We start from the raw sequence: 26,617 nt of genomic DNA on the forward strand, positions 1-26,617 counted from the left end.
CAGGGGCCACACGCGTTCGCAGCTATGTCGGCCACTGTAACCCCATCGAGATACCCGCAATGGACCTAAAGGAACAGATACAGAGACTGGCAAATCCTTATCTTCTGGAGCTTGTACCCTATGAACCTGGACGTCCTATTGAAGAGGTCGCTCGGGAGTTAGGACTCACGCCAACCCAGATCATCAAGCTTGCTTCCAATGAGAACCCCTTGGGGCCTTCTCCCAAAGCGCTAGCCGCCATCAAAAGCGTTTTGCCTCAGATCCACCGTTACCCAGACGGATCGGGTTACCGGCTGATTCGAAAGCTTTCCGACCACCTCCAGGTGGAAAGCCGACATATCGTGCTTGGGAACGGGTCCAATGAGATTATCGAGCTCCTCTTTCATACTTTTGTGCGTCCCGGTGTCCACGAGATCCTTATTTCTCGCTACAGCTTCCTTGTGTATCGCCTCATGGCGCAGCTATTCGGCGTCCGGTTTCGAATCGTCGAGGAAGAAAACTTTGTTGTTCGTCCTAGGGCTTTTCTTCAAGCCGTGGGTCCAGCAACGCGATTAATCTTCTTGGCTAACCCCAATAACCCGACCGGCACCCGGGTGCCAACCGCCGAGCTGGAGGAACTTGTTTCGGGCGTGCCAGACCATGTGATTGTCGTAGTGGATGAAGCTTACTATGAATTTCTGGAGGATCCGCCTCCCTCGATTCGGTGGGTTCTCGAAGGAAAATCGTTGGTTCTCTTGCGGACTTTTTCGAAGGCGCACGGCCTTGCCGGTCTCCGGATTGGCTATGGGATTGCGCCGGTACCCATTTGTGAACTTCTTCAGCGAGCGCGCCAACCTTTTAACGTGAACATGCTGGCCCAGGTTGCTGCCGAGGCTGCCCTTGAGGATAGGGAGCATATCCAACGCACGCGTGATATCGTGCGAACGGGCCTCCGGGATCTGCAAGCGTCTTTGGCGAAGCTAGGCTTATCTTACGTTCCGTCTTCGGCGAATTTTCTTTTGATCAAAGTCGGACAGGGAACGGAGGTGTTTCGACGTCTCCTACCTTTGGGAATCATCGTTCGCTCCATGGAGAGCTACGGGCTTCCGGAATGGATTCGGGTGAGCATAGGACTTCCAGAGGAGATGAAAAGGTTTGTGGAAGCTCTCACCGGTCTTGTCCAAAACGGCTTGTCCCCTTTGGAGTGAGGATTCATGTGCCACACCCCAGAAAGTGACTTCTGGCCGGTATCGCGTGTAGCAGTTATTGGGATGGGGCTTATTGGGGGATCGATTGCCTGGGCGATCCGCGATCGGTTGCTTGCCAAGGACCTGGTGGTCTACGATGCAAACCCTTTGGTCCGGAACCAAGTAGAAAGCTCCGCCCTTGGGTGCGTGGTTTCCGCCAGTGCAGAAGAGGCGGTTCGAGGAGCTCAATTGATTCTTTTAGCGGTGCCGCCAGGGGCGATCGAACCTGTGCTGCGAGAGATTCGGCCGGCTCTTGATCCGAAAGCCCTCGTCATGGATACAGCCAGTGTCAAGGTACCAGTGGTGCAGCTCCTACAAGAGATTCTTGCGGGCAAGGCTCACTGGGCGGCAAGCCACCCCATGGCGGGAAGCGAGAAAAGCGGATTTGAGGCAGCGCACGGTCGTCTTTTCGACGGAGCCGTTGCGATCGTATGTCCCGAGCCCGGGCTGCCAAGAGAATTTCGCCGTTTGGTCACCCTATTTTGGGAGGCGTTAGGATGTCGCGTTTTCTTTCTTGGCGCAGAAGTCCATGACCGATGGGTCGCACAAGTTAGTCACTTCCCCCATCTTCTCGCAGCGGCTTTGGTACGATGGGTGGACCGGGAAGCTCTGGCCATCGCGGGACCGGGATTCCGAGATAGCACTCGGATTGCCGCTTCTTGTCCCGCTTTGTGGAAAGAAATCCTATGGTGGAATCGAAAATCCCTTGTGGAGGCTCTCGACACCTTCCTGGAGGAATTGACACTGGTGCGACAAGCCTTGGAATCGAGCGAGTGCGATCAGCTGGAACGACTTCTGACGGAAGCAAGCGGGATTCGACAAGCGTTGGAAACGGGCCGCTGGCCACGCACCGGAAAAGAGCATTAAAGCTTTTTTAGGTCCTACCGGCTTTGGAGGGACCTTTTAGGTCAAGCGTTCATTTTTCATACGCGACGACAGAAAGGCCCGCCGTCGAAAAAAGCTCCGCAATTGGCTCGAGCTGTCGAGAACCAAAGAGGACAAAGGGAAGCCATGGGACCCTTTGTTTTGTAAAAAGCGCACCCTTGCCAAAAAGTTTTTTTCTGGATCATCCAACCTGTGCGACACCCTTTTCATAAGAGCTGGGACTAGGTTTTGCTCCCCTCAAGTGGTGCAAGGAGGGCCGGCCAAACCGTGAGCGTTTCGGCAAGCGGAGCGGAAGGAGACTCGTTTTTCTTTAGCTTGGCCTTGCGAAAACATGCATCGGATCGATGGCTCTTCTGCCCTTTTGTTCAAAAATCGTAGGGGACCTCCAGGAGGTGCCCCTCTCGAGCCCGATATCCGGCAGGACCTTAAGAAAACCCTAGTCTTCCAGCTTGTCAGTGTGCGGGAATGGATACATACTTTAAGAACAATTTCTGCCTGAAGCCTCGATACGAGGCGGTCCCTATCGGTAACAACATCGGAAGGAGGAAACCATGATTGTCACAACGGCTCAGCTTTTCAAGGTGGCCTACGGGAATTTTGCCATTGGCGCGTATAACATTAACAACATGGAGCAAACCCTAGCGCTTTTCCGCGGGCATAGCCAAGCGCAGGCACCCTTTATTATCCAGATTTCCAAGGGTGCGAGAAAATATGCGGATAAGCGGATGTTGGAAGCGATGATTCGAACCGCCGAAAAGATCTATCCTGATACCATTTTTGCCGTGCATCTGGACCATGGGGACGAGGAAACGTGTTACGATTGCATCGAATCCGGGTTTTACAGTTCGGTAATGATCGATGCTTCGCATCTACCCTTTGAAGAAAATGTAGCCATCACCCGCCGAGTCGTTGAACGAGCTCATGCCAAGGGCATTAGCGTTGAGGCTGAACTAGGGATGCTGGGCGGAGTCGAAGAAGACGTAAAAGTGGAAGAGGGACATGCCTGCTTAACTGATCCTGACCAGGCGAAGGAATTTGTCGAACGCACTGGCTGTGACAGCCTTGCCGTAGCGATTGGGACCAGTCATGGTGCTTACAAGTTTAAAGGTAAACAGTCGATCCGCTTTGATGTGCTTCAGAAAATCCAGCAAAAACTCCCGGGATTTCCTTTGGTTATGCACGGCAGTTCCAGCGTCCCCAAAGAGGAGATCGAACGGATCAATGCAGCGGGGGGGAAGCTTGATCCATCGGCTTCGGGAGTGGATCCGAAAGAATATTTCCCGGCAGCCAAGCTGGGAGTTACCAAGATCAACATTGATACCGATGGCCGCTTGATCTGGACCCGCGTTCATCGCGAGTACTTCCGAGACCACCCGGAGGAGTACGACTTCCGCAAACCGGGTAAAGTGTTTATGGATGAATACGCGAAATTCTTAGTGAACCGGGCGGAACTTCTGGGAAGTTACGGTCAGGTCGAAAAGGTGCGGAAGGCGGTGAGTCTTTCCGCTGCGTGAGGGGAGGGGCCAAATGTCTTGCGGAAAGCTTTTGTCTCGACCGGCCAGCCTACTCTCCTAGGGAATAGGCTAGCTCATGCCCTACCAGCCCCAAAGGTAGCGAAGAATCCGGAAGGAAGCGGCAAAATAAAAAAAAGCCACCAGCACAGCCAGAAACCAAGGGAAGGGATCTGGGTTGTTATGGGGCCGCTCCGGAGGCCATCGCGGATTTGCTACCATTGATAGGGAAGAATACCACCATTTCTCTGGTCCCCCAAAGAAATCTCAAAAGATTCCAACCCGTCCGGTTTGCCCGCTCGCCGCTATCCTTTTCAGCCTAAATCGGAAGGGCCTGAAGAAAAGGAAGTCCGGTGAAAGGAATAGGATTCCAGAAAAGAAACCATCTTGTTTGGCCGGAAGCCACCCAGCCTTTGGGGGGCGTATAAACATACCCACCTCGCCAACTCTCGGCCCTTTTCCTTTTCCCCACCTCGCAACAGGCCCTTTACCTGGAACAAGAAGGGCCGTTGGATTTGCTCTTGGGTCACGCCGGCTGACACCCGATGACCCCCCCCGAGAAGCAACGGGCACATTGCTCGCCAAGCACCCTACGAGCGCAACTCCGACTGCAGCTGCTCGATTGCATCCCGAATCTGGGCAGCCTCTTCGTACTTTTCCTCTGCCACAGCTTTTTCGAGGCTCTCCTTCAGATCGCGAATCTTCATCTCGTAGTATCGCTTCCGAGCGTACCGTGGAGGGATTTTACCCTTGTGCACCGTGTCGCGGTGCATGTCCTTAAGCAAAGAGTCCAACAACCCTGCGAAGGTATGGTAACAAGCGGGACACCCCAGTCGGCCGGTCTTTTTAAAGTCTGTATGGGTAAAACCGCACTGGGGACAAGTAAGTTCTGCACGCCGGGCAGCGGAATATTCGGCAGAAACTCCTCCCAAAATCTCCCCGAAGGCAAACGCCTGGGGGTCGGAAACCCCTTTTTCGGTGGCGCACCGTTCACAAAGGTCGATCTTTTGCATCTTGTTGCCGATCATCTGTGTCACGTGCACAGTAGCCGGCGCACCACAAAAATGGCACTTAAAGGAAGAGGACATAAGCGGCCTGCCTTGTCTGGGGCCCTTTTGAGGCCTTCTAGCTATATATTGGCACTCCCTCGATCCGGGTCAATTCACGAAATTTTTCCATAAGGTCGCGTGTCACAGGGCCGGGCCTTGTATCACCTACCTCCCTCCCGTCGACCTCACGAACAGGGGCGATTTCTGCAGCCGTTCCCGTGATAAAAATTTCGTCGGCAACAAAAAGATCGTAGCGCGTAAGAATCTCTTCCCGGACCGAATATCCGTTTTTTCGAGCCAACTCCATGACCACCTTCCGGGTGATCCCCGGCAGGGCCCCTGCCCAGACTGGGGGGGTTAGGAGTTCTTCCCCTTTTACTACGAAAAGATTTTCTCCGGTACACTCTGTGACGAATCCCTCCTCCGACAAAAGAATGGCCTCCTGGGCTCCCCGAAGGGATCCCTCAATTTTCGCTAGGATATTGTTCAGATAATTGAGCGATTTAATGGCCGGGCTTAGAGCGGCGGCCGAATGTCGTTGCGTTGGAACCGTCACCAGGCTAAGCCCTTCTTGGTAAAGTCGTTCTGGATAGAGCCGGATCGAGTCCGCAATGATGACAATCGTCGGACTGGGACAGGATTCCGGACTGAGACCCAACGTTCCAATTCCCCGGGTAACGAGCAAGCGAACGTAACCGTTTTCAATCCGGTTACGTCGGCAGGTTTCCAAAACTGCCCTCAAAAGTTTTTCTTGCGGCAAAGGAATCCGAAGCAGGATGGCTTTGGCGGACTGGTAAAGCCGCTGGAGGTGCTCTTGAAGGCAGAACACCCGTCCATAGTAGGCTCGAATCCCCTCGAACACCCCGTCTCCGTAAAGAAGACCGTGGTCGAAGACAGAAATCTTCGCATCCTCCGGTTGGTAATACTCCCCATTAATGTAGATTTCCATAAACGACTCAGCGCATTTGACTGCTTCTCTTTCCCGAGTGCATCCTGGCTAGCCCGCGGGCTTTCCGATTTCCTGTAGTCTTCCCCCCTCCAATTTGAGCCGGCAGTCTCCTCGCTCGGCGATTCGAATGTCGTGGGTAACCACGATTAAGGTTTTCCCTTTCTTTCGACACACCTCAAGCAGAAGCTCAAGGATTTGCGCACCCGTCGCAGTGTCTAAATTTCCCGTTGGTTCATCGGCCAAAATTAGGGGCGGATCGTTGCGAAGCGCCCGGGCGATCGCGACGCGTTGTTGCTCACCTCCGGAAAGTTCATACACCCGATCCTCGGCACGGTCTTCTAATCCAAACTCAGAAAGAAGCCGGATCGCTTGGGCTCGATCGTTCCGGCCTACAAGCATGGCAGGAAGCTCGACGTTTTCCCAAACCGTTAACTCGGAAAGCAAGTGATAAGCTTGAAAGACAAATCCGACCTGCCCAGCTCGCCAAAGAGCGAGTTCTCTTCGAGAACGCGAGGCAAGGGTTTGGCCACAGTATCGTACTTGCCCAAAATCGGGGGGTTCTAACCCCCCTGCCACATGCAGAAGGGTCGTCTTGCCCGATCCCGACACTCCCTCAATGGTGTAGCAGAGACCGGACCGAAAACACCAGTTCAGTTCCCGGAGAACCATGAGCCGCCCACGACCCACTGGGTAGCTTTTCGTGATTTCGACGAGTTCCAAAAGCGGGCTTCCCGGGCTCCCGCTCCATTGCGCTACCTCAAGAGCACCTCCCCCAAAACGCACCTCCCTCAACGGCTTTCCACCCGTTCCACCCTGGAACCACCCAGGCTCTAGTCCCTTGGTGATCCTGTCCCTATTCATATCGCAAAGCGCGGCTGGGTGGGAGCCTCGCCGCTTGGAGGGCAGGAATCCAAGCGGCCAGAACGCAAATGGAAAGCGCCGCCGCCACTACCCCTGCTACGAGCCCCCAATGAATGTCCACTGGAATCTCTGCCAAGTGGTAAACATCCGGAGCGAAAAGGTCAATGCCTAGACGCCGCGCGAGAAAATCTCGGAAAGAGTTTCGCAGTTGCAATACCAGTATCGCCAGAACCAGTCCAGCCAAGCTTCCGATGACGCCCACCACCGCTCCGTAGAGAATAAAAATTCCCATGACTTGCTCGTCGGTGGCTCCTAATGCCTTCAAAAGACCGATTTCTCGCGTTTTTTGCACCGTTACCGTAATAAGCGTGTTGCAAAGACCAAAACCTGCCACCACGACAATGAATGAAAGGATAAAGGCCATCACCACCCTCTCGACTGTCACCGCCGTGAAAAGCGGCCGGTTTTGATCCATCCATGTCATCACCCTAAGCTCGGGGCCTAGCTCCTTCTGCCACCGGCGTTGTAATTCGCTGGCCTGCATGACTTCTTGGATTCTTACGGCGATTCCATGCACACCCGAACCCAGATTGTAAAGGTACTGGGCATTTTCCAAGGACGTCACAAAGAAGCCCGCATCGTAGTCGAAAAGGCCTGTATGAAAAATGCCCACAATCTGCAGTTCCGTGGGCAAGACCACCGACCGCTGGGGAGACGACTTGCCCTGGCTTCGCAGGTTTTCCAATTGTCGCGGAGCATAAATTCTTACGCGACTCCCCACACGGGCACCGTTCCGGCGAGCCCATTCGTCCCCTACGAGGAGCGCTTCTCCCTCTAAGTTGGCGTCTCCCTGAACCAAAAACCTTTGAAGCGGGGCCGCCCAATCTTGCCGGCGTGCATCCATTCCTCGCAGCACCGGCGTGGTGATGCGGCTGTCAAATTCCGCCAGTACTGGGCCCATAACGAACGGAGAGGCACTTTGCACTTGCGGGTCTTGAGAAAGTTTCCGGACAATCTCCTCGGGGTGCTCCACAATCCCATCGCTTACAATCATAAGATGGGACTGAAAACCCATTACCTTGGCTTCCAGCTCCTTTTGAAAACCGGCCATGACCGAAAGGACAACAACCAGTACCATCACTCCTAGAGCCACGCCAGCAAGTGTAATGAGCGTGATGGCCGATACAAAGCTCCGGCGGGGTCTTAGGTAACGAAGCGCTAGAAACCACGGAAGCATCGCTTTGGTGTCGCATGCCAATCCTGCCGATTTTTTCGGCCCGCAGAAAGATATTCCCTTTGCCTGGCCCCCTGTTTCAAGCAACCAGGATTCATGCTCTCAGGCCTACCTTGGTCTTTAACCGGCAAAGAGTACTACCCGCTAGACAAGGCTACCTAGAACTCCCTTTGATTGCTTTCGCCGGGGACGGCCAAGGCTTATCTTAGCAGTGGAAAACCCGCGGAAGATACGACGATGTGCGACACCTGTTGGAAATCTTATCCCGAATTCTCTTGATGGCCACCTCAATCTTTAGGGGTCTTTTCAAAAACGTCGAAACACTCGCTTGGCCGCAAACACGATCGACCGTATGCTGCACGCTCAACCCAACTTCGATCCACAGCAAACCCCAAGAAGAGCTACTTCCATCTCCCGGTGGAAGCTTGAGGCCTTTCACAGGGAACCCATCCGAGCTCTTTGCTTGAAACGAGGCGTGCTCGTTACGGGCAACCCTGGGTTATTTCCTGCAAGAGCCAAGCACTGCTACCTGGAAGAGAGAAAGCTTTCCCTGGTGCCGGCCCTCACCGCATGGACTCAGCGACCTTGCGGACTGGCTTTTGAGCTAGCGGCTTCCCACTGCCTCCGGAACGATCTGCCGGAAACAGCACGGAGTACGTCCGGCCCTGAGACATCTTGTACCTGCGGTCCACAACGCCGCTGGATTACGCGCACCGCTTTCCTCCCGGTCCAGGACGAGGCCGCAGGAATCGCAGGAGAACAGTCGGTTCCACACAGGCAGACTTTCCTGCAGCGTCCAGCAATAGGAGCACGCGGTAACTCGTCAGGTCGACGCCATCCGCTGTCACCCCAAAGGAACCATGCCACGCCAGCTTGTACGCGAGCCGCCGGCGCAGGGAAAATAAAGATGGCAGGTTATGGTCACGCCACAGGACCTTACACAGCCAGAAGTCCAGATCTCGACCGCCGGCTTTTGGCACATCTCACAAAAATCTCTTTGGCACGGCATGGGTTATCTTGTTGTCGCCGTTCTTTTACCCGGTCTGCCTCAAAACTGAGTGCCGAGCGACCATCCAACAAAGTTGTCCCTTCACAAGAGCGGCGTACCTTTTGCCTATATGGAGTTTCCCCGAGCCGATTGGCAAAAGTCAGCTCTCGTCCTAGCTGGGCATGGATCTTCTCGAAACCCCTGGTCGGCACTACCCGTGTATCAAAACGCTCAACGGATCCGGCAACTGGGCTTGTTTGCGGAAGTCCATGAGTGTTTCTGGAAAGAAGAGCCCAATTTTCACCAAGTGCTGCGCCAGGTGGAAAGTAGCACGATCTTTGTGGTGCCGTACTTTCTTGCCAAAGGCTATTTTACCCAGGAAGTTCTTCCTCGAGAACTGGGCCTCACAGGGCGCTTCACTATCCGAGCTGGCCGCAAGATTTTTTACTGTGATCCGGTTGGCACTCATCCCTCGCTTGAAAGGGTCCTTCATGACCGGATCCACCAGTTGTGGGAGGGACATCCGGCCCCTGTCGATCCCAAAAGAATCGCGCTTATCCTTGTTGGGCATGGAACATCCCTAAGCGAAGAGTCCAGTGAGGTTGTTCGTCATTGGATTGACCGGTTTCAGCAAAAAAAATCCTATGGCGAGTGCCATGCCGCCTTTCTGGATGAAGCTCCTTACATCGCTCAGTGGTGGGAATGGACCCAGCGGGAAGCTGTTGTTATTGTGCCCTATTTTGTTTCCCAGGGCCTCCACACCTACCGGGACATCCCTCGTTTGGTTGGGATTGAGAATAAAAAACCCTTTGGGGGCCCGCACAGCATTCGAGGACACAAGGTCTGGTACACGGAACCCATAGGAACAGATCCCGGTATAGTCGATGTCATTCTCCAACAGGTAGCTTCATGGCGTGAATGCAACCGACCAGTTTCGAAAGTGGCTCCAAACTAACCCTGGCCCTTGGTTTATCGGGGAGCTTCGCATCGAACCCGGCTATTTCCTTTTGCACCGGAAAGATTCCCCCCAAGACCCGCTCCGGCAGCTCGGATCGTCGGAGGAGTTCCTTGGGGTTGTCCGTGGCAATGACCTCCAAAGCTTTCGTCCCTTGCGAGGAGCACCTGGTCTCTCTAGGGGTTGGAAGTGGGGTCCTCTCCCTCTTGAGACACTCGTGTTGGCATTGCGCTGGGCCTACCCGACTGCCCTAGCCTCCTGGTCCTTCTGGAAGGAAGGCAGACTAGAATTAACGGATGCCTCTACGGTTGCGCGGCGACAGACGGGCCTGTATGAAACCCTCAAGGAGCTTACGCAGGAAGACTGGCAAAGAGCGGTCTTTCGGATTTGCCACAAGGAATGTCTTCGGATTCCCCTCTGGTCACCTGCTACCCAGGAAGTCCACGAAACAGAAACGACCCTCCCGCTTCTCTGCCCAGAGCCTTGTCACTATCTACTGACTCGCGCCCGAGGAGACCAAGGCCCCAAGCCACCCTAGCCTGTCAGATCCTTCACGAGAATCTTCGATTTACGGCCGCTTTCTTCGTACCGTTTTCTCCGAGATTCAGGCAAGATTTGCGGAGTTTCTTCTCGGAAGCCCATCTTTTGCTGGAAGAACGTATACGCTTGCGTGGAGAGAGCAAAAACCTGTCTTAGCCCTCGGCTTCGAGCAACGTTTTCTGCAAACGAAACGAGTTTGCGTCCAAGACCCTTGTTTTCATGTCCTCGTGCTACGTGCAAGCATGCTATCTCTCCTTGACCCGTTTCAGGATACGAATGTAAGGCAACGCAACCCACCACCGTCCGATCCAGCTCAAAGACGTAATAATCGGTGATCCGATTGGCAACGTCTTCCCGGCTCCGATACGCAAGTTCCTCAACCTCCATCGACTCTCGGATGAGGTCGAGGATCACACGAACGTCCTTTTTATTGGCCGGCCGGATCGATTCATACTCGTCTGCATAAATCATCGTCCCGGTTCCCTCCCGGGAAAAAACCTCGGTCAAAAGCGCTTCATTGACTCGGCCGTCCACGATATGGACCCGGCTCACACCCCGGCGGCACGCTCGAACCGCATGTTCGAGCTTAGACCGGAGATGGGGTTCTAGGGTAGGGCGGTCTTTTTTTAGCCAGCTTTCCGCCTCGGTAACCGGAAGCTGTCGAATCAGCCGGCCAGAGCGCTCAATCCCCGCATACGAACAGAGGAAGATGATTTTTGTGGCGCCCAATGCTTCCGCAACGGCGAGAGCGACCCCGTCGGAGTTGACGCGAAAGGTTTTTCCCTCCCCGTCAAATCCCAGCGGCGGAAGCACCGGAATGATCTGGTGGGACAAAAGATCCCTAAGAAAGGACACATCGACTTTCTCTACTTTTCCTGTAAACTCTTGATCGACTCCCCGAAGGATCCCGTACGGATACGCGGTGATCGCGTTAGCGTAGCACGCCCGGAGATCGCAGCTGGTCAGAGCCTCCAAAATTTGATGGGTGACATGGTTGGCCACTTGAATCGCCAGCTCAAGTGTGGGCCGGTCCGTCACTCCTGTCCCATCGATATTGGAAGGGGTAAAGTGCGATTGTTTGGCCGCCTGGGTCAATTGCCATCCAATTCCGTGAACCACCACCACGCGAATGTTCAAACTCCGAAGGACAGCCAGGTCTAGCACCACGTGGGAAAAGTTCTCATGCGCAATGACGGCCCCATCTAGCGCAATCACGAAGGTTTTATCTCGAAATTCCGGAACGTAAGTCAGAATGCCACGCAAGTGGGAAAGATTCATCTTTGTCCCTAGGGGCTCGGGGAAGATGCCCTTGTTTCCGGTCCCTCCCTTCCTATTCGAAGGAGTCTCCTAGCCCTTGCCTATGCCACCCATCTTCTTCCGACACAACTCGCCGCTGCCGGGTTAACCGGACCGCCAGGCGGATCGCTTCCACCATACTGGAAGCATCCGCTTTTCCTTTCCCTGCCAGCTCCACGGCCGTGCCATGATCCGGTGAGGTGCGCACCAAGGGCAAGCCTAAGGTCACATTCACTCCCTTGCGAAACGCGACAAGCTTAAAGGGAATCAAACCCTGGTCATGATACGCGCAGAGGACACAGTCCCATAGCCCTTGGTAGGCCTGACGAAACACGGCATCCGGAGAAATCGGGCAGGAAACCTCAATCCCCTTTTCCGCCAATACCTTTCGAGCCGGTTCCAGAATCTCCCTTTCCTCCTGTCCAAATAGGCCCTGTTCCCCCGCATGGGGATTGACCCCGGCTAGTGCGATCCGAGGCCTTGGTTTGCCTAAAAGGACCAAAAATCGATGTACCTCCCATCCCAAGCGAACGAACTTCTCTACCGAAAGTTTCTGCAGGGCCTCTTTCAAGCTACAATGAGTTGTTGCCAGTGCGACGGAAAGCTTTGGGTGGTACAGCAACATCAACCCGCGGTCGGGTTCAAACCCACACCGTACCGAAAGAAATTCCGTATGTCCGGGAAACGGGAAACCCACCCTTGCCATATTCTCCTTGTGGATCGGTCCTGTCACCAATGCATCCAGTTCTCCTTTCCGCCACATCTGGAAGGCCTCCTCAAGAGCGTCCCACGCTGCTTGAGCCGACTCTTTGGAAAGACGGCCACATTCCATGCCATTCTGGCTTCCCAAAAGGATGTAATTGACCCCCCGCCGGGGGATCTTGCGACTCGCTAACGCCTTGAAGACCACTTCCGGTCCAATGCCGGCAGGGTCTCCTAACGTGATACCGATTCGAACCGCGCGCACGCTAACCTTCCTTTGCGGTAAAATAAGGCCCTCTTGCCTATCTCTTGACCAAGCCCTCCCGCAACTGGCGAAGGGCGATCTCGATCTTGTCAAAAGCTTCTGCAATATCGAGATCCCTGTGCGCATACGACATAAACCAATTATGATGCGGATGCAAAAATACTCCCTGCGCAGCTACTCGAGCACAAAACTCTTGCTGCAAAAAAAAGGAATCGTCTCCTGAAAAGGTGGCAAACGGCATCGATGGTGGCCCTGAACACTGCAAGTCAAACCCGTAGCGCCACGCAAGTTCCCGCAATCCTTGACAAAAACGCCTACCCACCTCCTGAACATGTTCTACAACCGGCTCCTGCTCCAAAATCTTTAACATTTCCAGCGCCGCAGCCATAGCCACCGCATTGTTCCAGTAGGTCCCCGTAAGAAACACACGGCTTGCCGCTACGCGAAGCTCTTCGCGGCCAATCGCCACCGAGATGGGGTATCCGTTTCCCAGGGCCTTGCCCAGGCAAAGAATGTCTGGCTCGATACCCAACCACTGGTGAGATCCTCCCCGGTGAAGTCGAAAACCCGCTCGAATATCGTCCAAGACAAGAACAATCCCTTCTCGCCGGCAAATTTTCCGCACGGTAGGGAAAAAGCCAGGATCCGGGAGAATGCATCGCCCGTAGGAGGGATGATGAAACGGGCAAAGAACGACCGCGGCAACGTCCCCGTGGTACTCTTCCACGAGTTTTCGAAAGGAATCCAGATCGTTCCAGCGAAAATCATGAACGTGGGACCGTTCCTCCGGCAAAAATCCGTAGCCGGTGGGATTACACCAAGCGCCCACCCCGTGGTAAGCACCTGCTACTTTCAGAACCTTCCTCCGACCGGTCGTCAAACGCGCTACCGCAATCGCCCAAGTCGTTACATCCGACCCGTTCTTCGCAAAGACCACCCAGGAACCAAATCGAGTAACTTCCAGAAGTTTTTCCGCTAGCTCCACCATGATTGGGGCAGGATGGTTCATGCAATTGCCTTTCTCCCGCTGCCGAGCTGCCGCCTCTTCCACTTGGGGGTAGCCATATCCCAAAAGCACAGCACCGTAGCCGCAGAGAAAGTCTAGATACCAGTTTCCGTCCGGATCCTGGTATCGACAACCCCGAGCCGCCACTGCATAGTAGGGGAAACGCCCAGGAACGGTGAAAACGGGGCTCGTGTGCCCATAGATGCCGCAAGGGATCACTCGAGCGGCTCGCTCAAAGAGCTTTCGGGAAATACAATATTGGTTCATTGTTGGCCAGATGCCCGTGGACAATAGCTTAGGAAAAAAGCCTGACGAGTCCCTCTTTCTGTCGTCCTTACGCTTTCTCTATCGCTTCCTCCTGAGAACCATCTTTCCCAGCCTCTGCGCGGAAGATACCGCGGCGCAAAAGTTCTAACGTTCCCTCCAATTTTTCCACCAATGGTAAAAACCCGACAATTCGAATCTGTCCAAGACCAATGGCTGCCTGAGCGTCGCTTTTCTGGCGAAGGACCCCAAGCGCAACTCCCGCATCCCGAAACAGGATTTCGGCTCTCGCCGAACCTGGTTCGGGAGGAGTTCCCCCGTATGCCTTTCCCCCTTCTAGCGCGATCCAGAGAAACCATCGGCTAGGTTCCAACCCGATCCGAATGATCCCTTCTGGTCCCCGAGCCAAGTAGACCGCAATTTCGGGAAGATCTTTTTGGAAGATTTCTAAAATCTTACAAGTAGCGAACATCAATAGAAAAAGGATCGCCTCCTTGGGTCGCAGCTTTCCCGTTGCCCACTCCCTACAAGCGCTGGCAAAAGACGTAGCGAAAGCCCGTGCGCATACCACACCAAGCCAAACAGTCCTCCGTAGGGCCAAGATACGGTTTCGTACCATAGCGCGCCTTATTCCCATCACAGGAAACGATCCTCAACCACGAACCCAGGACCGGCAGAGCCTCCGAGATGGGCAAAGAAAGGGGAGTTGACAGGCCCTCTTGCCCGGATGCTCCTCGGCTCACAACCCCAGTCCTTTTTGGGATCTCTGGTTTGCCGATAAGCTTGGTCCGGCTCCCTCCGTTTCGAACCGAAAAGAGCTTATGCCTATGGAAGAAGTAACTCCTGGATCCACGTCGGAGGACTCTCTCGAGGCCGCACCTGTTCCATACGCTGCCGTACGCTTCGCACCAGTTCCGGAGTCTCTATCCAGCGGATAACCCGTTCCACCAACTCCCTGGCCGAACCCACGGGTTCCCCAATTCCATGGTTTAAGCAGAATCGCACGTTCAAAAGTTCCTGCGGCATCCACCCTCCCCATCTTGCCAAAAGCAACGGCGTTCCACACTGGATGGCCTCGCTACATGTCCCTGCCCCTGGACGGGTCAAAACCGCATCGGCAAGTTGCAAAAGCCAAGCCATCTCCCGGACGAACCCCAGCGGGACGACAGGAAGTTCTTCATGGGTTCGTGCCCACTGTTCGATTCTTCTTTTTAAAAGGACGTCTTTGCCACAAAGAACGATCGCCTGGATGGGCAAGCGGGCCCTAGCAAGCGCCTCTAAGAAAACCAGATGCCGCTGCGCTGCATTGAACCCCGTTGCCAGAAGGAGCGTAAACCGATCCTCTCCAAGCCCAAGCTTCAAGCGTCCCCGAGCTCGTTCCGACTCGGAAAGTTGAGGCAAGTAGAAAGAGGGACGCAAAAGAAACCCGACCTTCTTGACCTTTTTTTCTGGCATGCCCAGTTGGCGCGCCGCCTGCGCCGTTTCTTCTACCGGGCAAAGAAACCAATCATTGGCAGGGTTCACCCAATGCCGGCTAAACCCGTAGCCACCAGAGAGCTCCCCGCAGTAAGTCACGCAACGAACGCGCCTGTGTAAAACCTGGCGCGCCAAGTCCATAAACGCATGATTGGTCGAACCATGAACGCTCACAAGAACGTCAGGTTTTTCAGACTCCAGTCGGGCAAAAAAGGTTTTTTTCCCACCGACTCGAGTTGCTGTCTTAAACAGGCCAGCGATTTCCAGGAAAAGGAAATATCCATGGTGCAGAAACGGGGCTTGCCGCTGGATTCCATTGTACAAACGAACACCGAAGCGATACAACGGGTGGCTTTCTTCCAAAGGGAGCCACAGTGTGGCCTGACCGATATTGAGTGTATGGATCCACTCGATGAGCGCATGGGCACGTACATTGTGTCCCCCTCCGGTCGTTGCACTGAGAATCACAATTCTCATCGGGAGCGGACTCTGACGGGGGCTTCTCTTCGTAATCCTTGCCAACTCCAAAGAAGATCCCCAACTACCGGGAGAAGCCTTTCCCACCTTTTAGGAAACACCCCGTCTTGCCCTTCTGGAAGATACAGCACGGAAAGTAGGAGAATCGCTTGGGCAAAGAAGATATCCATCGCAAAAAAGCTGGCGAGGTGAAAGAGAACGAGAAGCAAAGCCCAGACAGCACGGAGTCGCGGCCGAAACGCCGCCCAAAACGAAAAGGCTTGAACGTAGACGACCCCCCAAAGGGCGGGCCAACCGACCCAAGGGTGAGCGATGAGCCAAGGACCCCAGGCACTGTTGACCCCGGTTTCGAGAAGCCGGGCTGCGATGTGTCGTGACAAAGCGTCAAAGGAAAACAAGCTGGGTTCTCCCCGAACGCATTGAAGCAGGGCTCCTCCGATTTTGGACCATCCTGCCATGGAATAGGTCAGGAGTACACTTGCCTGAGCGGTCCAAAAGATGTGAAGAAAAACCTGGCGGTTCTTGCGGGCTTCCGGCTCCCGGCTCCCATTAGTGCGCGCGGGAAGAAACATAAGAACAAACCCTGCCAGGATCCATCCATGCTCGCTATGGCCAATCTTTCCAAAGGAATTGTTGAACGCGCCGTATTCCAGAAGGCCTAGAAAAGCCAAGGCTCGCGCCCAAAACTTTTGGGGAAAGCCCACCGCGCAAAGCGCGCCCACCAAGTGCAGGATGAGGATAGCTCCAATGCCGCAAGAATCCTTTACCCACCGTAGCCACAGGACCGGCCAGAGGGGGTCGGCCACGGCACGCGCGGTTTCCACGCTCCAATGGGCAATGCGACCTGCCGCCAGATAGAGGAGAGCACCATAAAAGAAACGCAGCTGGAGACAAGCTCGCTCCCAACATTGGCGCTGTCGCGCCAGCGCATCCTGACAAAAATTCCGATCGGGGCCTGCGAAAAAAATCCGAATTTTTCGGAACCAGGGATTAATCACTCCCATAGGTAAAAGTCCCTACCAGTTCTGCAGGTTCGTGCTTGCCGGTCAACCACTGTTCCAAAGGATCGACACGAAACCGCACAAGGGCGTACCGGCTACCCGCCGGCAGGTAGCTCAATTCCAGAATGCGCCGGACCCTAGCCACTTCCGCGCGATCGTTTCGACTGCAGGCAGACCCTAACCGCTGCACCAGCTGGGCTGCTGCCACCGAATGGGGGCGCGGCACTTGCCCAATCGTAGCCTCTTCCAAGGCCAACGGTGCGGGAAGCTCTGCCCCCGGGCCCAGGGAAAGAAGCAAAAGTTCATACCGGATCATAGGTCCGGGAACCCGGGCAAAGAGAAACCAGGAATAGAACGGAAATACTTCTTGTGTCCCTCCTAGTCCAAGGAAAACTCCGACAAGAATCATAAACGCAAGCACAATGGCGCTACAAGCTTGCCAGAACCGATAGCTTTTCATAGGGTTCAGGCCGAAAGTAGGGTCCCTTTACCCCATCACGGTTTGGGAACCGAAGGGCCCCAACACGCAGAGGGGAGAGATGGCGCGAGTTCTCTACGGCCTCATGGGGAATACTAACGGGCATGTGATGCGAACTCTAGCGATCATTTCCCGTCTTCCGCAGCACGAATTTTTCCTGGTGGGAGGCGGGCGGGTTCCCCAACTTCTGGGAAACCAGTACCCTTGCCTTGAGGTTCCGGTTCTTCGAACGGTTCACTGCAAACAACGAGTTTCTCTGCCGCGAACCGTAGCCCAGATTGTCCTGCGTCATGGCCAGTTACCTGGAATCGTGCGAAGGATTGTGCGACTGATCGAACAGTGGCGACCCGATTGTGCTGTCTGCGACCGGGAATTCTTTCTACCATACGCGGCGCAAGTCGCAGGCCTTCCCTGCTTTTCGCTCGATCACTCGCACATTCTCCATGCTTGCCAGTACCCAGTTCCTCCAAGCCAAAGGCTTTCCTGGTATTTAGCCATGCTCCATGACTGGCTTTCTTTCAATCAAACCCGTTTCCATTTAGTCATCTCCTTTTTTCGCCCACCCCTACGGCCATCCACCCAACACTACTACGAGCTCCATGCTCCCGTCTTACGTCCAGAAGTTACGACAATGCATCCGGCGGAGGGAGAAAGCGTTCTTGTCTATCAGACAAGCCCTACGTTTCGCCGCCTTCTAGATGCCCTACAACAACTCAAGCGACCCGTCCTCGTCTACGGAATGCAGAACCAGGAAGAAAAAAGAGGAAACCTTTTCTTCCGGGCTTTCCACCCCACTCGCATTCTCGAGGATCTGGCCCAAAGCGCCTACGTCATTGCTAACGGGGGACACAATCTTCTCTGTGAGGCTTTTTATCTGGGCAAGCCCGTCTTTTGCTTCCCAGTGGCGTGCTTGTTTGAACAATTTTTAAATGCTTGGTACGTAAAGGAGCTTGGTTATGGCGACTTTTCCACCTCCCTGCGACCTACGGGACAGCTTCTCCAACGTTTTGAAGCTAACCTGGAAATGTATTCCCGAAACCTCCGTACTGGTTTTCGATATGGAACCGAGGAAGTCGTCCGGAGGGTAGACCAAATCGTTTCTTCTCCCAGTTTGATTCTCCGAAAGTGCGCTGAGAAAGAAGGAGCTTCAACCCATCCAGGGTCCTCGTACCCAAGCTCGGTCCCCCTGGTTCAAGCTCTTTCCAGAAAGGCCAAAACCCCCCTTCGAGACAACTGAACCCTTGTGGACAAACGTCGGAAGCAAACCCATCACAATGAAACGGGGCCAAAGAGTCAAACTTCGCGACCAGGGCCCCTGGTAATCTATCTATTCATTCAATTTCCCAAGCGGTCCCAAATGTTTCTTGTGCGCGAGCTTCAAGCCCTATCCACGCTCGGTGCCCAAGTCGAGGTGCATTCCCTCTGGGGAAAAAGTCCAGTCGATCCTGCAGAGTTTTCCTTGCCTCCGGGTATTACCGCGTACCCCGCACCAGGAAAGAAATACCTGGTGGCGCCGATTCGCTTGCTCTGGGAGGTGGTACGTGACCCCTCCCTGATTCGCTCCGCGTGGTACTGGCTAAGAAAAGGCAGATTCAACAAGTGGCAGGATATCGTCATGACACTATTGGGAACCTTCTTTGCTTGTGCCCGGGTCAAGGATTTTCGGACTCGTAATCCCGACCTTTTTCACGGCGCCTGGGCGACGGCTCCCGCCACTGCGGCTGCCGTTCTTGGCAGACTCTGTAGAAAGCCCTTTAGCTTTGGAGCCCATGCCTATGACCTTTATCGGGGAGGGGGAGATGCGCTTCTTTTCCCTAAGTTAGAAAAAGCTTCTTTCGTTCATACAAGCACGCAGCTGGCCCAGCAAGAGTTAGTAAAACTTTGTCCGGGAGCCACAAGTAAGATTATTCTAGCGCGGAGAGGACTTTTTTATCTCCCGGACGTTACTCCCCGAGACTCTTTCGCCCCGGGGGGAGAGCTCCGGATCCTTTCCGTAGGAAGGCTCGTCCCGAAAAAGGGTTGGGAAATTCAGTGGCAGGCTGCCCGGCTTCTTCGACAAGAGGGGGTACGGTTCCACTGGGTGATCGTGGGAACGGGACCCCTAGAAAAAACTCTCCGAGCCCAAATCCGCGCCGCCCAATTAGATCATTGGGTAACCCTTGCCGGAGAATTGCCCTACTCGAATGTCGAAAAGGCCTATCGGAGGAGTCATCTCTTTTGGTTTACCGGAGTCACAGCCCCGGACGGAGATCGGGATGGCTTCCCCAACGTGATCGCAGAAGCCTGGGCATACGAACTTCCGGTGATTGCTACCCGCACGGGAGCCGTTACGGAAGCGTTGGTTCATGGCGTCAACGGCTGGCTTCTCAAGGAGCCCCATCCAAGGGAGTTAGCCGAAGTTACTATCCAGCTTTGGCAGGACCCGGCTCTGCGCACGCGTCTCGGCAAGGAGGGCCGGCGCTGGGTCCAAGAGCATTACCTTGTTACGAGAAACGTCCTGCCCCTGTGGAAAGCCATCCAAGAAGTGACAAGGTCTTACTTTCGACCCGCCCAGGGCGAGGAACTTGGGACCCGCCAGCTCCTTCAGGGCTAAGGACCTAACAGGAGTCAGGTAAATCTTTGTCTACGACTGCCTCTCTGACCTTTGTATCGGCCTAGCGAGACTGCTCAAAGATTCGGGAACCGACGGACGGTTCTTTTTGCAAGCTGGAACGCCGGGCTTGGTCCTTTCCCAATGCAGCCTCCACCGCTTTGCGCCAGCTCCCGAAAAACCTCGGTTTGCACGCAGCCGCAAATAGCGCTGGATATCGTTGGCGGATCTCCGTACTTGTCAGAGGCAAACCCTCCTTGTGAAAAGCCCGAATCTCTTCCAGGATCTGCTCGGGAGTCCAGCGACGCCGGCGGCGGATCTTTTCGTAATCCAACCCAGCTCTTCGGATCGCCTCTGCCCAGCTCCCAAACCGACGCCGGGCCGTGGCAATAAGAGAGTTGCCCACTTCATCCATGTGCTTCGAAGAAAGGTCAGCGCCAATCTGGTGCAGCCGGCGGATCTCATGTAAAATTTGCTCTTCCGTCCAGGAGCGATACCGGTAAATCTCCCCAGGCTCAAGACCAGCAGCCGTGAGTGCATCTTTCCAGCTTCCGAAATACGCCGGCCGAATCGCGGCGTAGACCATGGGGGCGTAGGGACCTAGCATCATGGCTCGAAAAGAAAGATCGACCCCCTGTCGGTGAAGCCTCTGAATGGTCTCGACGATCTTGGCTTTAGACCACTTTTGATACCGGCGTACCTCTTCATAGGAAATACCCGCTTTTTCCACCGCTTGTTTCCAGCTTCCAAAATAGCGGATGCCGGCGGCCAGAAGCTCTTGAAAATGCTTCCGCATGTAATGGGAATACAGAGGCCGGCCGGCCTCCTTCCATGCTCGGATTTCCTCCAGAACAAGCTCAGGAGTCCAAACGCGGTTCCGATCCCGGTACGTGGCTGAAATGCTCATAAGACTTGGTAAGGATCATATCTCTAAGGTTCTCCTTGTCAATCGGTTTCTAGCAGTTTTTGTACCATCCCCCTGCGCGACAAGCCTGCGCAGGAGAGCAGCGACCCGAGAAGGTTCGATCCCGGACAAACAGACCATCGGATTGGGCTGCGGGCACCGCCGGCGCTCACAGGGAGCGCAGGGGACAGCGTAATACTCCACAAAAACGTTCTTACCCACGGGGCGCATCCGCCGCCAGTCGGTTGCGCCAAAAAGGACAATGGTGGGAGTTCCTAACGCAGCCGAAAGGTGGGCCGGCCCTGAATCCGTGCTGACTGTGGCTTGTGCCTCAGAGAGCACGGCGGCAAGCTGGCTTAACGGGAGTTTAAAGCGAAGGTCCAATAGGTTTTTCCCGCGGAGCGGGAACCAATTTCCTTCCCCGACCACCACAAAAAAGACCTCAGGCAAAAGATCCACCAACTCTTGATAAAAGCGCCACGGCCAAAGTTTGGTTCGCCATCGAGCGTAGGGATGGAGCACCACGTACGCTTTCCCCTCCAGTCCCGCAATCGCTACCGGCGGAGGAACAAGCCCAAACTCGTATGGGTCTGGGGAAATCCCGAGGTGACGCAGGAATTCTAAGTACTTTTCCTGGGCTAGACCCGGGGGCTCCAAAATCCGTTCCGTATAAAAGAGAATCGCAGCTTCCCGTGCCGTCCAAAGCCCTACTCGCCGTGGCGCTCGCGTGCAAAAAGAAATGAGCGCGCTTCGCAGAAGCCCCTGAAGATCCAAGACAAGCTCGTAGTTTTCCTGCCGCAGGGAACGAAGCCACGGTAAAAGACCGACCCAGCCGCGCTGATCGTTCCAGCGCCGGAACGGGATGGGAATTACCCGATCCAAGCTTACATGCAGAGCCAAAAGTTCATCGTAAGGCCGGAAAGCGACCCAGTGAACTTTGGCCGCAGGCCAGTGCCTTTTGAGACCGCTGGCCACGGGCAGGGCCTGCACGATATCTCCGAGCGAACTCGGTTTGACGATAAGGATTTTGGTCATCGTTTCCGCCAGCTCATGGGAACAAAGACTTTGCCGTTGCAATAAACTACAAAAGCTATAGAGAAAAAGAAGACGTGCAGGTTAACGATTCCATCATCGACACCATAGGGAAGACGCCGTTGGTCCAACTGCGCCGCATCACCGCTGGGGTGCCGGCCGCCGTGCTCTTAAAGTGCGAGTTCTTTAACCCGCTGGGTAGCGTCAAAGACAGGATCGGAATGGCAATGATTGAGCAAGCGGAAAAAGAGGGCAGGCTAGACCCCGAGACCGTGATCATCGAACCCACCAGCGGAAACACCGGGATCGCACTGGCTTTCGTCGCAGCTGCGAAGGGGTATCGCCTGGTCCTTACCATGCCGGAAAGCATGAGCATAGAGCGGCGAACTCTTCTAGCCCTATTAGGAGCCAGGCTGGTCCTGACTCCCGCCGCGGAAGGAATGCGAGGAGCGATCGAGCGGGCCGAAGAGCTTCGAAAGGAATACGGCAACGCCTGGATTCCCCAGCAGTTTGACAACCCCGCAAACCCGGACATCCACCGCCGGACAACGGCGGAGGAGATCTGGCAAGACACCGAGGGGAAAATAGACATCTTTGTGGCAGCTGTGGGAACCGGCGGCACGATTACCGGGGTCGGGGAAGTTCTCAAAGCACGCAAACCGCAAGTCAAGATCATTGCGGTGGAACCGAAAGATTCCGCGGTCATTACCCAGACCCTCCGAGGCGAGCCGATTCGCCCTGGTCCCCACAAAATCCAGGGGATCGGCGCCGGATTTGTACCAAAAAACCTAAACCTCAAAGTGCTGGACGAGGTCTTGACGGTCACCAACGAGGAAGCCTATCTTATGGCCCGCCGCCTTGCCAGCGAGGAAGGGATTTTAGCTGGGATTTCTTCGGGAGCCAACGTGCATGCGGCCCTGGAAGTAGCCCGGCGTCCGGAAAACCGTGGGAAAGTGATCGTGACAGTCGCAGCGAGTACTGGGGAACGTTACCTCAGCACGGCTCTGGCCGAGGAAGCCCGCAAGAGACTTTCGGCTGCTTGAACTTCCCTGTCGACCTATCTAATTTTTTCTTTAGCGCCAGAAAATTTTTTCGCACTACCTTGCTGGTTCGATGCTGGGAAGAAACGATCCCGCTGGTTCTTCTTACCTATAGGTCGAGCGAAAAGAAAAAGGACGGTTTTTTAGGGTTGCATTCCTAACCGAACCCTTCATTGTGGGCGCTAGAACCCCATACTAACCCTTATGGACGAGAACGACTCTCTTTTGAAGCTTTACCTCCGTGAGATTAGCCAAATCCCGCTTTTAACGCGGGAAGAGGAGGTAGAACTGGCCAAACGCATTAAGGAAGGGGATCAGGAAGCCCGCCAGAAAATGATCCGTGCCAACCTGCGCTTGGTCGTCAAGATCGCTCATGATTATGCAGGGAGCGGCCTACCCCTTTTGGACCTCATCTCAGAGGGAAACATTGGGCTCATGAAGGCAGTGGACCGGTTCGACCCCGAGAAAGGGGGAAAACTTAGCACCTATGCAGCCTGGTGGATCAAACAATCGATCAAGCGCGCTTTGGCCAATCAAAGCAAGACGATCCGTCTTCCCGTGCATTTGGTGGATAAAATCGCCCGGCTCCGGCGGGTGGCGACTCAATTGGCGGAAGAGTTGGGGCGCGACCCGGCCGACGAAGAAATTGCGGAAGAGCTGGACATGCCTGCTAGCAAGGTGGCGCAGCTGCGGTCGGTCGCCGTGCGTCCTGCTTCCTTAGATGCAGCTATCGGACAGGATGAAGATAGCGCTTCCCTAGGGGAACTGGTTAAGGATGAGACAGCAGAGGACCCCTCGGAAGTGATTCAAAAGGAAAACCTCAAAAAGACCGTGCTGGAAGTCTTGCCCAAGCTGGATGAACGAGAACGAAAAATCCTGGCGATGCGTTTTGGGTTAGAGGGTAACGAGGAGATGACCCTTGAAGAAATTGGTAAACGCTTTAAAGTGACCCGGGAACGTATCCGCCAACTTCAGAATATTGCTCTCAAAAAAATCCGGCGAGAACTCGAAAAAAAGGATCGTAGCACCGTTTCGTGACGCCCCGTTTCCAGAGCACGCTGGAACGACTGAAAGCGAAAATCCGGACCATCCCTGATTTCCCACGAAAGGGGGTGCTCTTCCGGGATATCACTCCTGTACTCTGCGACGGGCAGCTTTTCCGGTTCGTCGTGACGCTCCTTTCGCAGCGTTACCACCGCAAAAATGTTCAAAAAGTGGTCGCCATTGACGCACGCGGTTTTCTTCTAGGGGGTGCGGTTGCCCATGTCCTAGGAGCCGGTGTGGTACCCGTCCGGAAGGGAGGCAAACTTCCTTACAAAAGGTACGAGCTGGCGTACGAGCTCGAATACGGTTCGGAAGTCCTAGCTGTCCATCAAGATGCGATTCTCCCAGGGGAACGGGTCGTTATCATCGATGATGTGCTGGCAACCGGAGGGACCTCAGTCACGACAGCGAAGCTTGTCCAAACCTGCGGCGGCCAGATCCTAGAACTGGCGTTTCTTGTAGAGCTTTTGGGTCTTGGGGGTAGGGAACGACTTGGAAATCTCCCCTACTGTGCCCTCATCCAGCTGTAGTCGCTCCTTGCGGGGGTAAACTGCACATCACGGGCAAACCGTTTTACGCTTTTCCGTCCTAGCTTGCTCAAAAAGACCTACCACTGACAGGCAGTAGCCCTACCCCAAAAGGCTCCCTCCCAGCCGATGCTTTTAGCCGCGGCGTAATTGAAACCGGATCGGGACAGTAACCTCTGATTCCACGGGAATTCCCGCCACCCTCATCGGCCGAAACCGCCAGCATCGCTGGACGCAATGACAGGCTGATTCGTCGAGGTCGCGATAGCCAGAACTTTTTTCGATCCCAACCGAGATCGGTAATCCCTGCGCAGAAACTCGGACCCGAAGAATGACCCTCCCCTCCCGACCTTCCGCCTGCGCTAAGGGCGGATAGGGCGGGGGAGGATTATATAGGTAAGCTGCCCCAATGACTCCGCTTCCTGTACCGGTACCCGTCCCAAGATTTTTGCCAACTCCCATGCCGGACCGGCCAGTCCCCCGAATTGCGACCCTTTTGGCGACTGCCCTTACATGGCTAGGTGGCGACAGATTAGGCTTTTGTTCTTTGGGTGGGGTTATGTCGGGAATTTCGTTCGGTTGAACAGGGGGCGGAACGTCTTGAACGACCGGGGGATTTTCTTCTGGAGGAGCTTCCACCAGCTCAGCGTCTACTTGGGGCGCAGCGTTCGACGTTCCTGCCGATTGTCCACCACTTAGCATCCCAAACTGCGCCTGTTCCACCCACAGCCCCATCCCACCAAAAAGGATCCAGGCATGAAACAGAATGGAAATGCCAGCGGCTAACCAGTCATCTCGGTGCATGATTCGACGTTGAAGGTTTAGCCGTTTGAATCGCAACCCGGTAAATCCCATCCTTCCGTAGGACGTCCAGCACTGTCACAACTTCCTCAAACGGGACATCCTTGTCGGCGTTCAGATAAATTTTGGGATCTTTGAGGGATTTTAACTCGCTAACCCGCCCTCGCAGTTCCTCCAGAGAAACTCGATCTCGGTTCCAATAGAGCTCGCCTCGAGCCGCTACCGTGATCGTGACACGGTCTTTGGGATCGGTCGGAACCGAAGAGCTGGCTTTGGGAAGATGAACCGGAAGCGCCTCATTTCGGATCATCGTGAGCGATACCATCATAAAGGTCGCCAGGAGAAAGAACATGATGTCGATAAAAGGGATAATCTCTAGCCTCGGGCGGCGACGGCTCCCTCGCTTCCTAGTCAATGCCATTGAACACTCCTTTTTTATAGTAAGTAACTTCAGAAGTCCAAGCAGGCCAAAAATCGCTTCTCGCTCTTCTAGAAGAGCCTCAGACGGAAAGACTTGTCAAATCCCTTTGCCCGGGCTCCTCTTTAGTTCCCTTGACCTTTGTTGGAGGTCTAGGCAAAGAAGACTGACTTTGTTCGAAACGACGGCTTGAGCCACAAGATTGGCCGTCCACAAGTGAGCAAACCCAGTGGCAAGACAAGTTCTCTATGATCCGCTCGTTGCGGCAAGGATTCCAAAAAGAGCGGGTTTTCCGGCCAAAAGCCCTTTTGGCCCCCCTTAGCATGGGTAGTAACCCAGGACCAGGCATCTGGGCTTTTTTCTGGTGAACCGACCTTTCGCGGGGAAAATTTTTTTCGAAAAAACGTCGGAGTCGGGAATTCACAAAGGGAGTGGAGCGCCGTTGTCGCAGGGAACTCCAACCCCGCCAAGACTCTCCAACTCTTCCATCAAGCAGGTTCAGCTACCTATCAACCCGGGAGTGAACTCTGTCAAAAGTTCTGCGCCAACCCTCCTCTGACACGCGGTGCCCAGGGGTATCGGCCCCGGACCCACCCCGCTTTTGAATCCTCGCTTTCAGGACTGAAGGTAAGGATCCCAGCTCATAATCCTAGGATCTGGTAGGGCACTTCCAATGGAAAAGTGATATATCACCTGCCAACGGCCGCCTTGTAAACCAAACCAAGCTAATGGCTCGCTATCGAAGAAACATCCGATACCGGTACCTGCGACCCCGCTTGCTTCTGCTTCCAGATAGAGCCACTGCCCCAGAAATCCAGCCTCCCAGTGAAGCTGTGCGTATCCGGAAATCCCTCCTTTGTAAATCGCAGCTTCTAGCCTCCCGAAGAGAATCAGACAGAAGGCGCCATCCGCTGCAGTCTCCTGGTAACACGAGGCCCGCGCTGCCCTGGAACGAAAATCTCCCTCTTTGAGAAGAAATAGGGGGAACCCCTCGGGAACCCTCGCCGGTTTTTCCCAATGAAACCCGGATGCGAGCTCCTGCCGGAGCCGACGTAAATGGGATGGTACCCGCGCCCACAGGTACAAGCCCGGAGGCAA

Annotated in this window: 26 protein-coding genes; 10 read left to right on the plus strand and 16 right to left on the minus strand. The window is 54.7% G+C overall.

Annotated elements, in window-relative coordinates; genetic code table 11:
- Positions 1–59: 59 nt before the first annotated feature.
- The 3 genes from hisC (at position 60) to KK925_RS02170 (ending at position 3,625) form a co-directional block, all read left to right on the plus strand.
- Entirely contained in the window at positions 60–1,187 is a 1,128-nt protein-coding gene (gene hisC, locus KK925_RS02160; RefSeq protein ID WP_174582754.1) for a histidinol-phosphate transaminase, read from the plus strand.
- A gap of 6 nt (positions 1,188–1,193) precedes the next feature.
- On the plus strand, positions 1,194–2,093 hold the full coding sequence (locus KK925_RS02165; RefSeq protein WP_174582755.1) for a prephenate dehydrogenase: 900 nt from the start codon (positions 1,194–1,196) through the stop codon (positions 2,091–2,093).
- Between the two features lie 569 nt (positions 2,094–2,662).
- Positions 2,663–3,625, plus strand: coding sequence for a class II fructose-bisphosphate aldolase (locus KK925_RS02170; protein WP_174582756.1), 963 nt, complete (start codon positions 2,663–2,665; stop codon positions 3,623–3,625).
- Between the two features lie 587 nt (positions 3,626–4,212).
- Here the strand turns inward: KK925_RS02170 and KK925_RS02175 are convergent.
- The 4 genes from KK925_RS02175 to KK925_RS02190 form a co-directional block, all read right to left on the minus strand.
- On the minus strand, positions 4,213–4,635 hold the full coding sequence (locus KK925_RS02175) for a UvrB/UvrC motif-containing protein (RefSeq protein ID WP_236027814.1): 423 nt from the start codon (positions 4,633–4,635) through the stop codon (positions 4,213–4,215).
- A gap of 112 nt (positions 4,636–4,747) precedes the next feature.
- Positions 4,748–5,620 (minus strand): branched-chain-amino-acid transaminase, encoded by an 873-nt coding sequence (ilvE, locus tag KK925_RS02180; RefSeq protein ID WP_174582758.1) that lies wholly within the window; start codon positions 5,618–5,620, stop codon positions 4,748–4,750.
- 48 nt (positions 5,621–5,668) lie between these two features.
- Positions 5,669–6,481 carry an ABC transporter ATP-binding protein gene (locus tag KK925_RS02185; protein WP_174582759.1) on the minus strand — a complete coding sequence of 271 codons (813 nt, stop codon included), beginning with the start codon at positions 6,479–6,481 and terminating at the stop codon, positions 5,669–5,671.
- Positions 6,474–7,718: an ABC transporter permease gene (locus KK925_RS02190; protein WP_174582760.1), complete on the minus strand. Its 1,245-nt coding sequence runs from the start codon at positions 7,716–7,718 to the stop codon at positions 6,474–6,476. The genes KK925_RS02185 and KK925_RS02190 overlap by 8 nt, the downstream gene beginning before the upstream one ends.
- Positions 7,719–8,833: 1,115 nt before the next feature.
- On the opposite strand from KK925_RS02190, the gene KK925_RS02195 reads away from it, so the two are divergent.
- Both KK925_RS02195 and KK925_RS02200 read left to right on the plus strand, forming a co-directional pair.
- On the plus strand, positions 8,834–9,658 hold the full coding sequence (locus KK925_RS02195; RefSeq protein ID WP_174582761.1) for a CbiX/SirB N-terminal domain-containing protein: 825 nt from the start codon (positions 8,834–8,836) through the stop codon (positions 9,656–9,658).
- The gene (locus KK925_RS02200; RefSeq protein ID WP_174582762.1) at positions 9,618–10,196 is read left to right on the plus strand and encodes a DR2241 family protein; all 579 of its coding nucleotides are present in this window, start codon (positions 9,618–9,620) and stop codon (positions 10,194–10,196) included. The genes KK925_RS02195 and KK925_RS02200 overlap by 41 nt, the downstream gene beginning before the upstream one ends.
- Here the strand turns inward: KK925_RS02200 and argA are convergent.
- The 7 genes from argA to KK925_RS02235 all read right to left on the minus strand — a co-directional run bounded on the left by argA (position 10,193) and on the right by KK925_RS02235 (position 17,145).
- Positions 10,193–11,476 (minus strand): amino-acid N-acetyltransferase, encoded by a 1,284-nt coding sequence (gene argA, locus KK925_RS02205; protein WP_174582763.1) that lies wholly within the window; start codon positions 11,474–11,476, stop codon positions 10,193–10,195. The genes KK925_RS02200 and argA overlap by 4 nt on opposite strands.
- Before the next feature lie 52 nt (positions 11,477–11,528).
- Positions 11,529–12,461, minus strand: a complete 933-nt coding sequence (gene pdxA, locus KK925_RS02210; RefSeq protein ID WP_236027815.1) for a 4-hydroxythreonine-4-phosphate dehydrogenase PdxA — start codon at positions 12,459–12,461, stop codon at positions 11,529–11,531.
- Positions 12,462–12,498: 37 nt separating this feature from the next.
- The gene (locus KK925_RS02215; RefSeq protein ID WP_174582765.1) at positions 12,499–13,734 is read right to left on the minus strand and encodes an aminotransferase class III-fold pyridoxal phosphate-dependent enzyme; all 1,236 of its coding nucleotides are present in this window, start codon (positions 13,732–13,734) and stop codon (positions 12,499–12,501) included.
- A gap of 67 nt (positions 13,735–13,801) precedes the next feature.
- The gene (locus tag KK925_RS02220) at positions 13,802–14,302 is read right to left on the minus strand and encodes a hypothetical protein (protein WP_214096219.1); all 501 of its coding nucleotides are present in this window, start codon (positions 14,300–14,302) and stop codon (positions 13,802–13,804) included.
- Between the two features lie 254 nt (positions 14,303–14,556).
- Complete coding sequence (locus KK925_RS02225) at positions 14,557–15,684, minus strand: glycosyltransferase (protein ID WP_174582767.1); 1,128 nt, start codon at positions 15,682–15,684, stop codon at positions 14,557–14,559.
- Positions 15,681–16,688, minus strand: coding sequence for a hypothetical protein (locus KK925_RS02230; protein WP_174582768.1), 1,008 nt, complete (start codon positions 16,686–16,688; stop codon positions 15,681–15,683). The genes KK925_RS02225 and KK925_RS02230 overlap by 4 nt, the downstream gene beginning before the upstream one ends.
- Complete coding sequence (locus tag KK925_RS02235; protein ID WP_174582769.1) at positions 16,675–17,145, minus strand: hypothetical protein; 471 nt, start codon at positions 17,143–17,145, stop codon at positions 16,675–16,677. Before KK925_RS02235 ends, KK925_RS02230 begins: the two co-directional genes overlap by 14 nt.
- A gap of 79 nt (positions 17,146–17,224) precedes the next feature.
- Between KK925_RS02235 and KK925_RS02240 the strand changes: the two genes are divergently transcribed.
- Positions 17,225–18,400 carry a glycosyltransferase family protein gene (locus tag KK925_RS02240; protein WP_174582770.1) on the plus strand — a complete coding sequence of 392 codons (1,176 nt, stop codon included), beginning with the start codon at positions 17,225–17,227 and terminating at the stop codon, positions 18,398–18,400.
- Between the two features lie 120 nt (positions 18,401–18,520).
- Entirely contained in the window at positions 18,521–19,756 is a 1,236-nt protein-coding gene (locus tag KK925_RS02245; RefSeq protein ID WP_174582771.1) for a glycosyltransferase, read from the plus strand.
- 61 nt (positions 19,757–19,817) lie between these two features.
- On the opposite strand, the gene KK925_RS02250 is transcribed toward KK925_RS02245, so the two are convergent.
- The gene (locus tag KK925_RS02250) at positions 19,818–20,660 is read right to left on the minus strand and encodes a homing endonuclease associated repeat-containing protein (RefSeq protein ID WP_214096220.1); all 843 of its coding nucleotides are present in this window, start codon (positions 20,658–20,660) and stop codon (positions 19,818–19,820) included.
- A 15-nt stretch (positions 20,661–20,675) separates the two neighbouring features.
- Complete coding sequence (locus tag KK925_RS02255) at positions 20,676–21,734, minus strand: glycosyltransferase family 9 protein (RefSeq protein WP_236027816.1); 1,059 nt, start codon at positions 21,732–21,734, stop codon at positions 20,676–20,678.
- A gap of 32 nt (positions 21,735–21,766) precedes the next feature.
- On the opposite strand from KK925_RS02255, the gene cysK reads away from it, so the two are divergent.
- The 3 genes from cysK to KK925_RS02270 all read left to right on the plus strand — a co-directional run bounded on the left by cysK (position 21,767) and on the right by KK925_RS02270 (position 24,303).
- Positions 21,767–22,732, plus strand: a complete 966-nt coding sequence (cysK, locus tag KK925_RS02260; RefSeq protein WP_174582772.1) for a cysteine synthase A — start codon at positions 21,767–21,769, stop codon at positions 22,730–22,732.
- Between the two features lie 201 nt (positions 22,733–22,933).
- Entirely contained in the window at positions 22,934–23,767 is an 834-nt protein-coding gene (locus KK925_RS02265) for a sigma-70 family RNA polymerase sigma factor (RefSeq protein ID WP_174582773.1), read from the plus strand.
- Between the two features lie 20 nt (positions 23,768–23,787).
- Entirely contained in the window at positions 23,788–24,303 is a 516-nt protein-coding gene (locus KK925_RS02270) for an adenine phosphoribosyltransferase (RefSeq protein ID WP_174582784.1), read from the plus strand.
- Between the two features lie 132 nt (positions 24,304–24,435).
- On the opposite strand, the gene KK925_RS02275 is transcribed toward KK925_RS02270, so the two are convergent.
- The 3 genes from KK925_RS02275 to KK925_RS02285 form a co-directional block, all read right to left on the minus strand.
- A complete protein-coding gene (locus KK925_RS02275; RefSeq protein WP_174582774.1) occupies positions 24,436–25,104 on the minus strand; it encodes an energy transducer TonB in 669 nt (222 codons plus the stop codon).
- The gene (locus tag KK925_RS02280) at positions 25,091–25,522 is read right to left on the minus strand and encodes an ExbD/TolR family protein (protein WP_174582775.1); all 432 of its coding nucleotides are present in this window, start codon (positions 25,520–25,522) and stop codon (positions 25,091–25,093) included. Before KK925_RS02280 ends, KK925_RS02275 begins: the two co-directional genes overlap by 14 nt.
- Before the next feature lie 612 nt (positions 25,523–26,134).
- A partial coding sequence (locus KK925_RS02285; RefSeq protein WP_236027817.1) for a nitroreductase family protein occupies positions 26,135–26,617 on the minus strand: 483 nt, incomplete at its 5' end.

It is taken from the genome of Candidatus Methylacidithermus pantelleriae (assembly GCF_905250085.1).
Lineage (GTDB): Bacteria > Verrucomicrobiota > Verrucomicrobiia > Methylacidiphilales > Methylacidiphilaceae > Methylacidithermus > Methylacidithermus pantelleriae.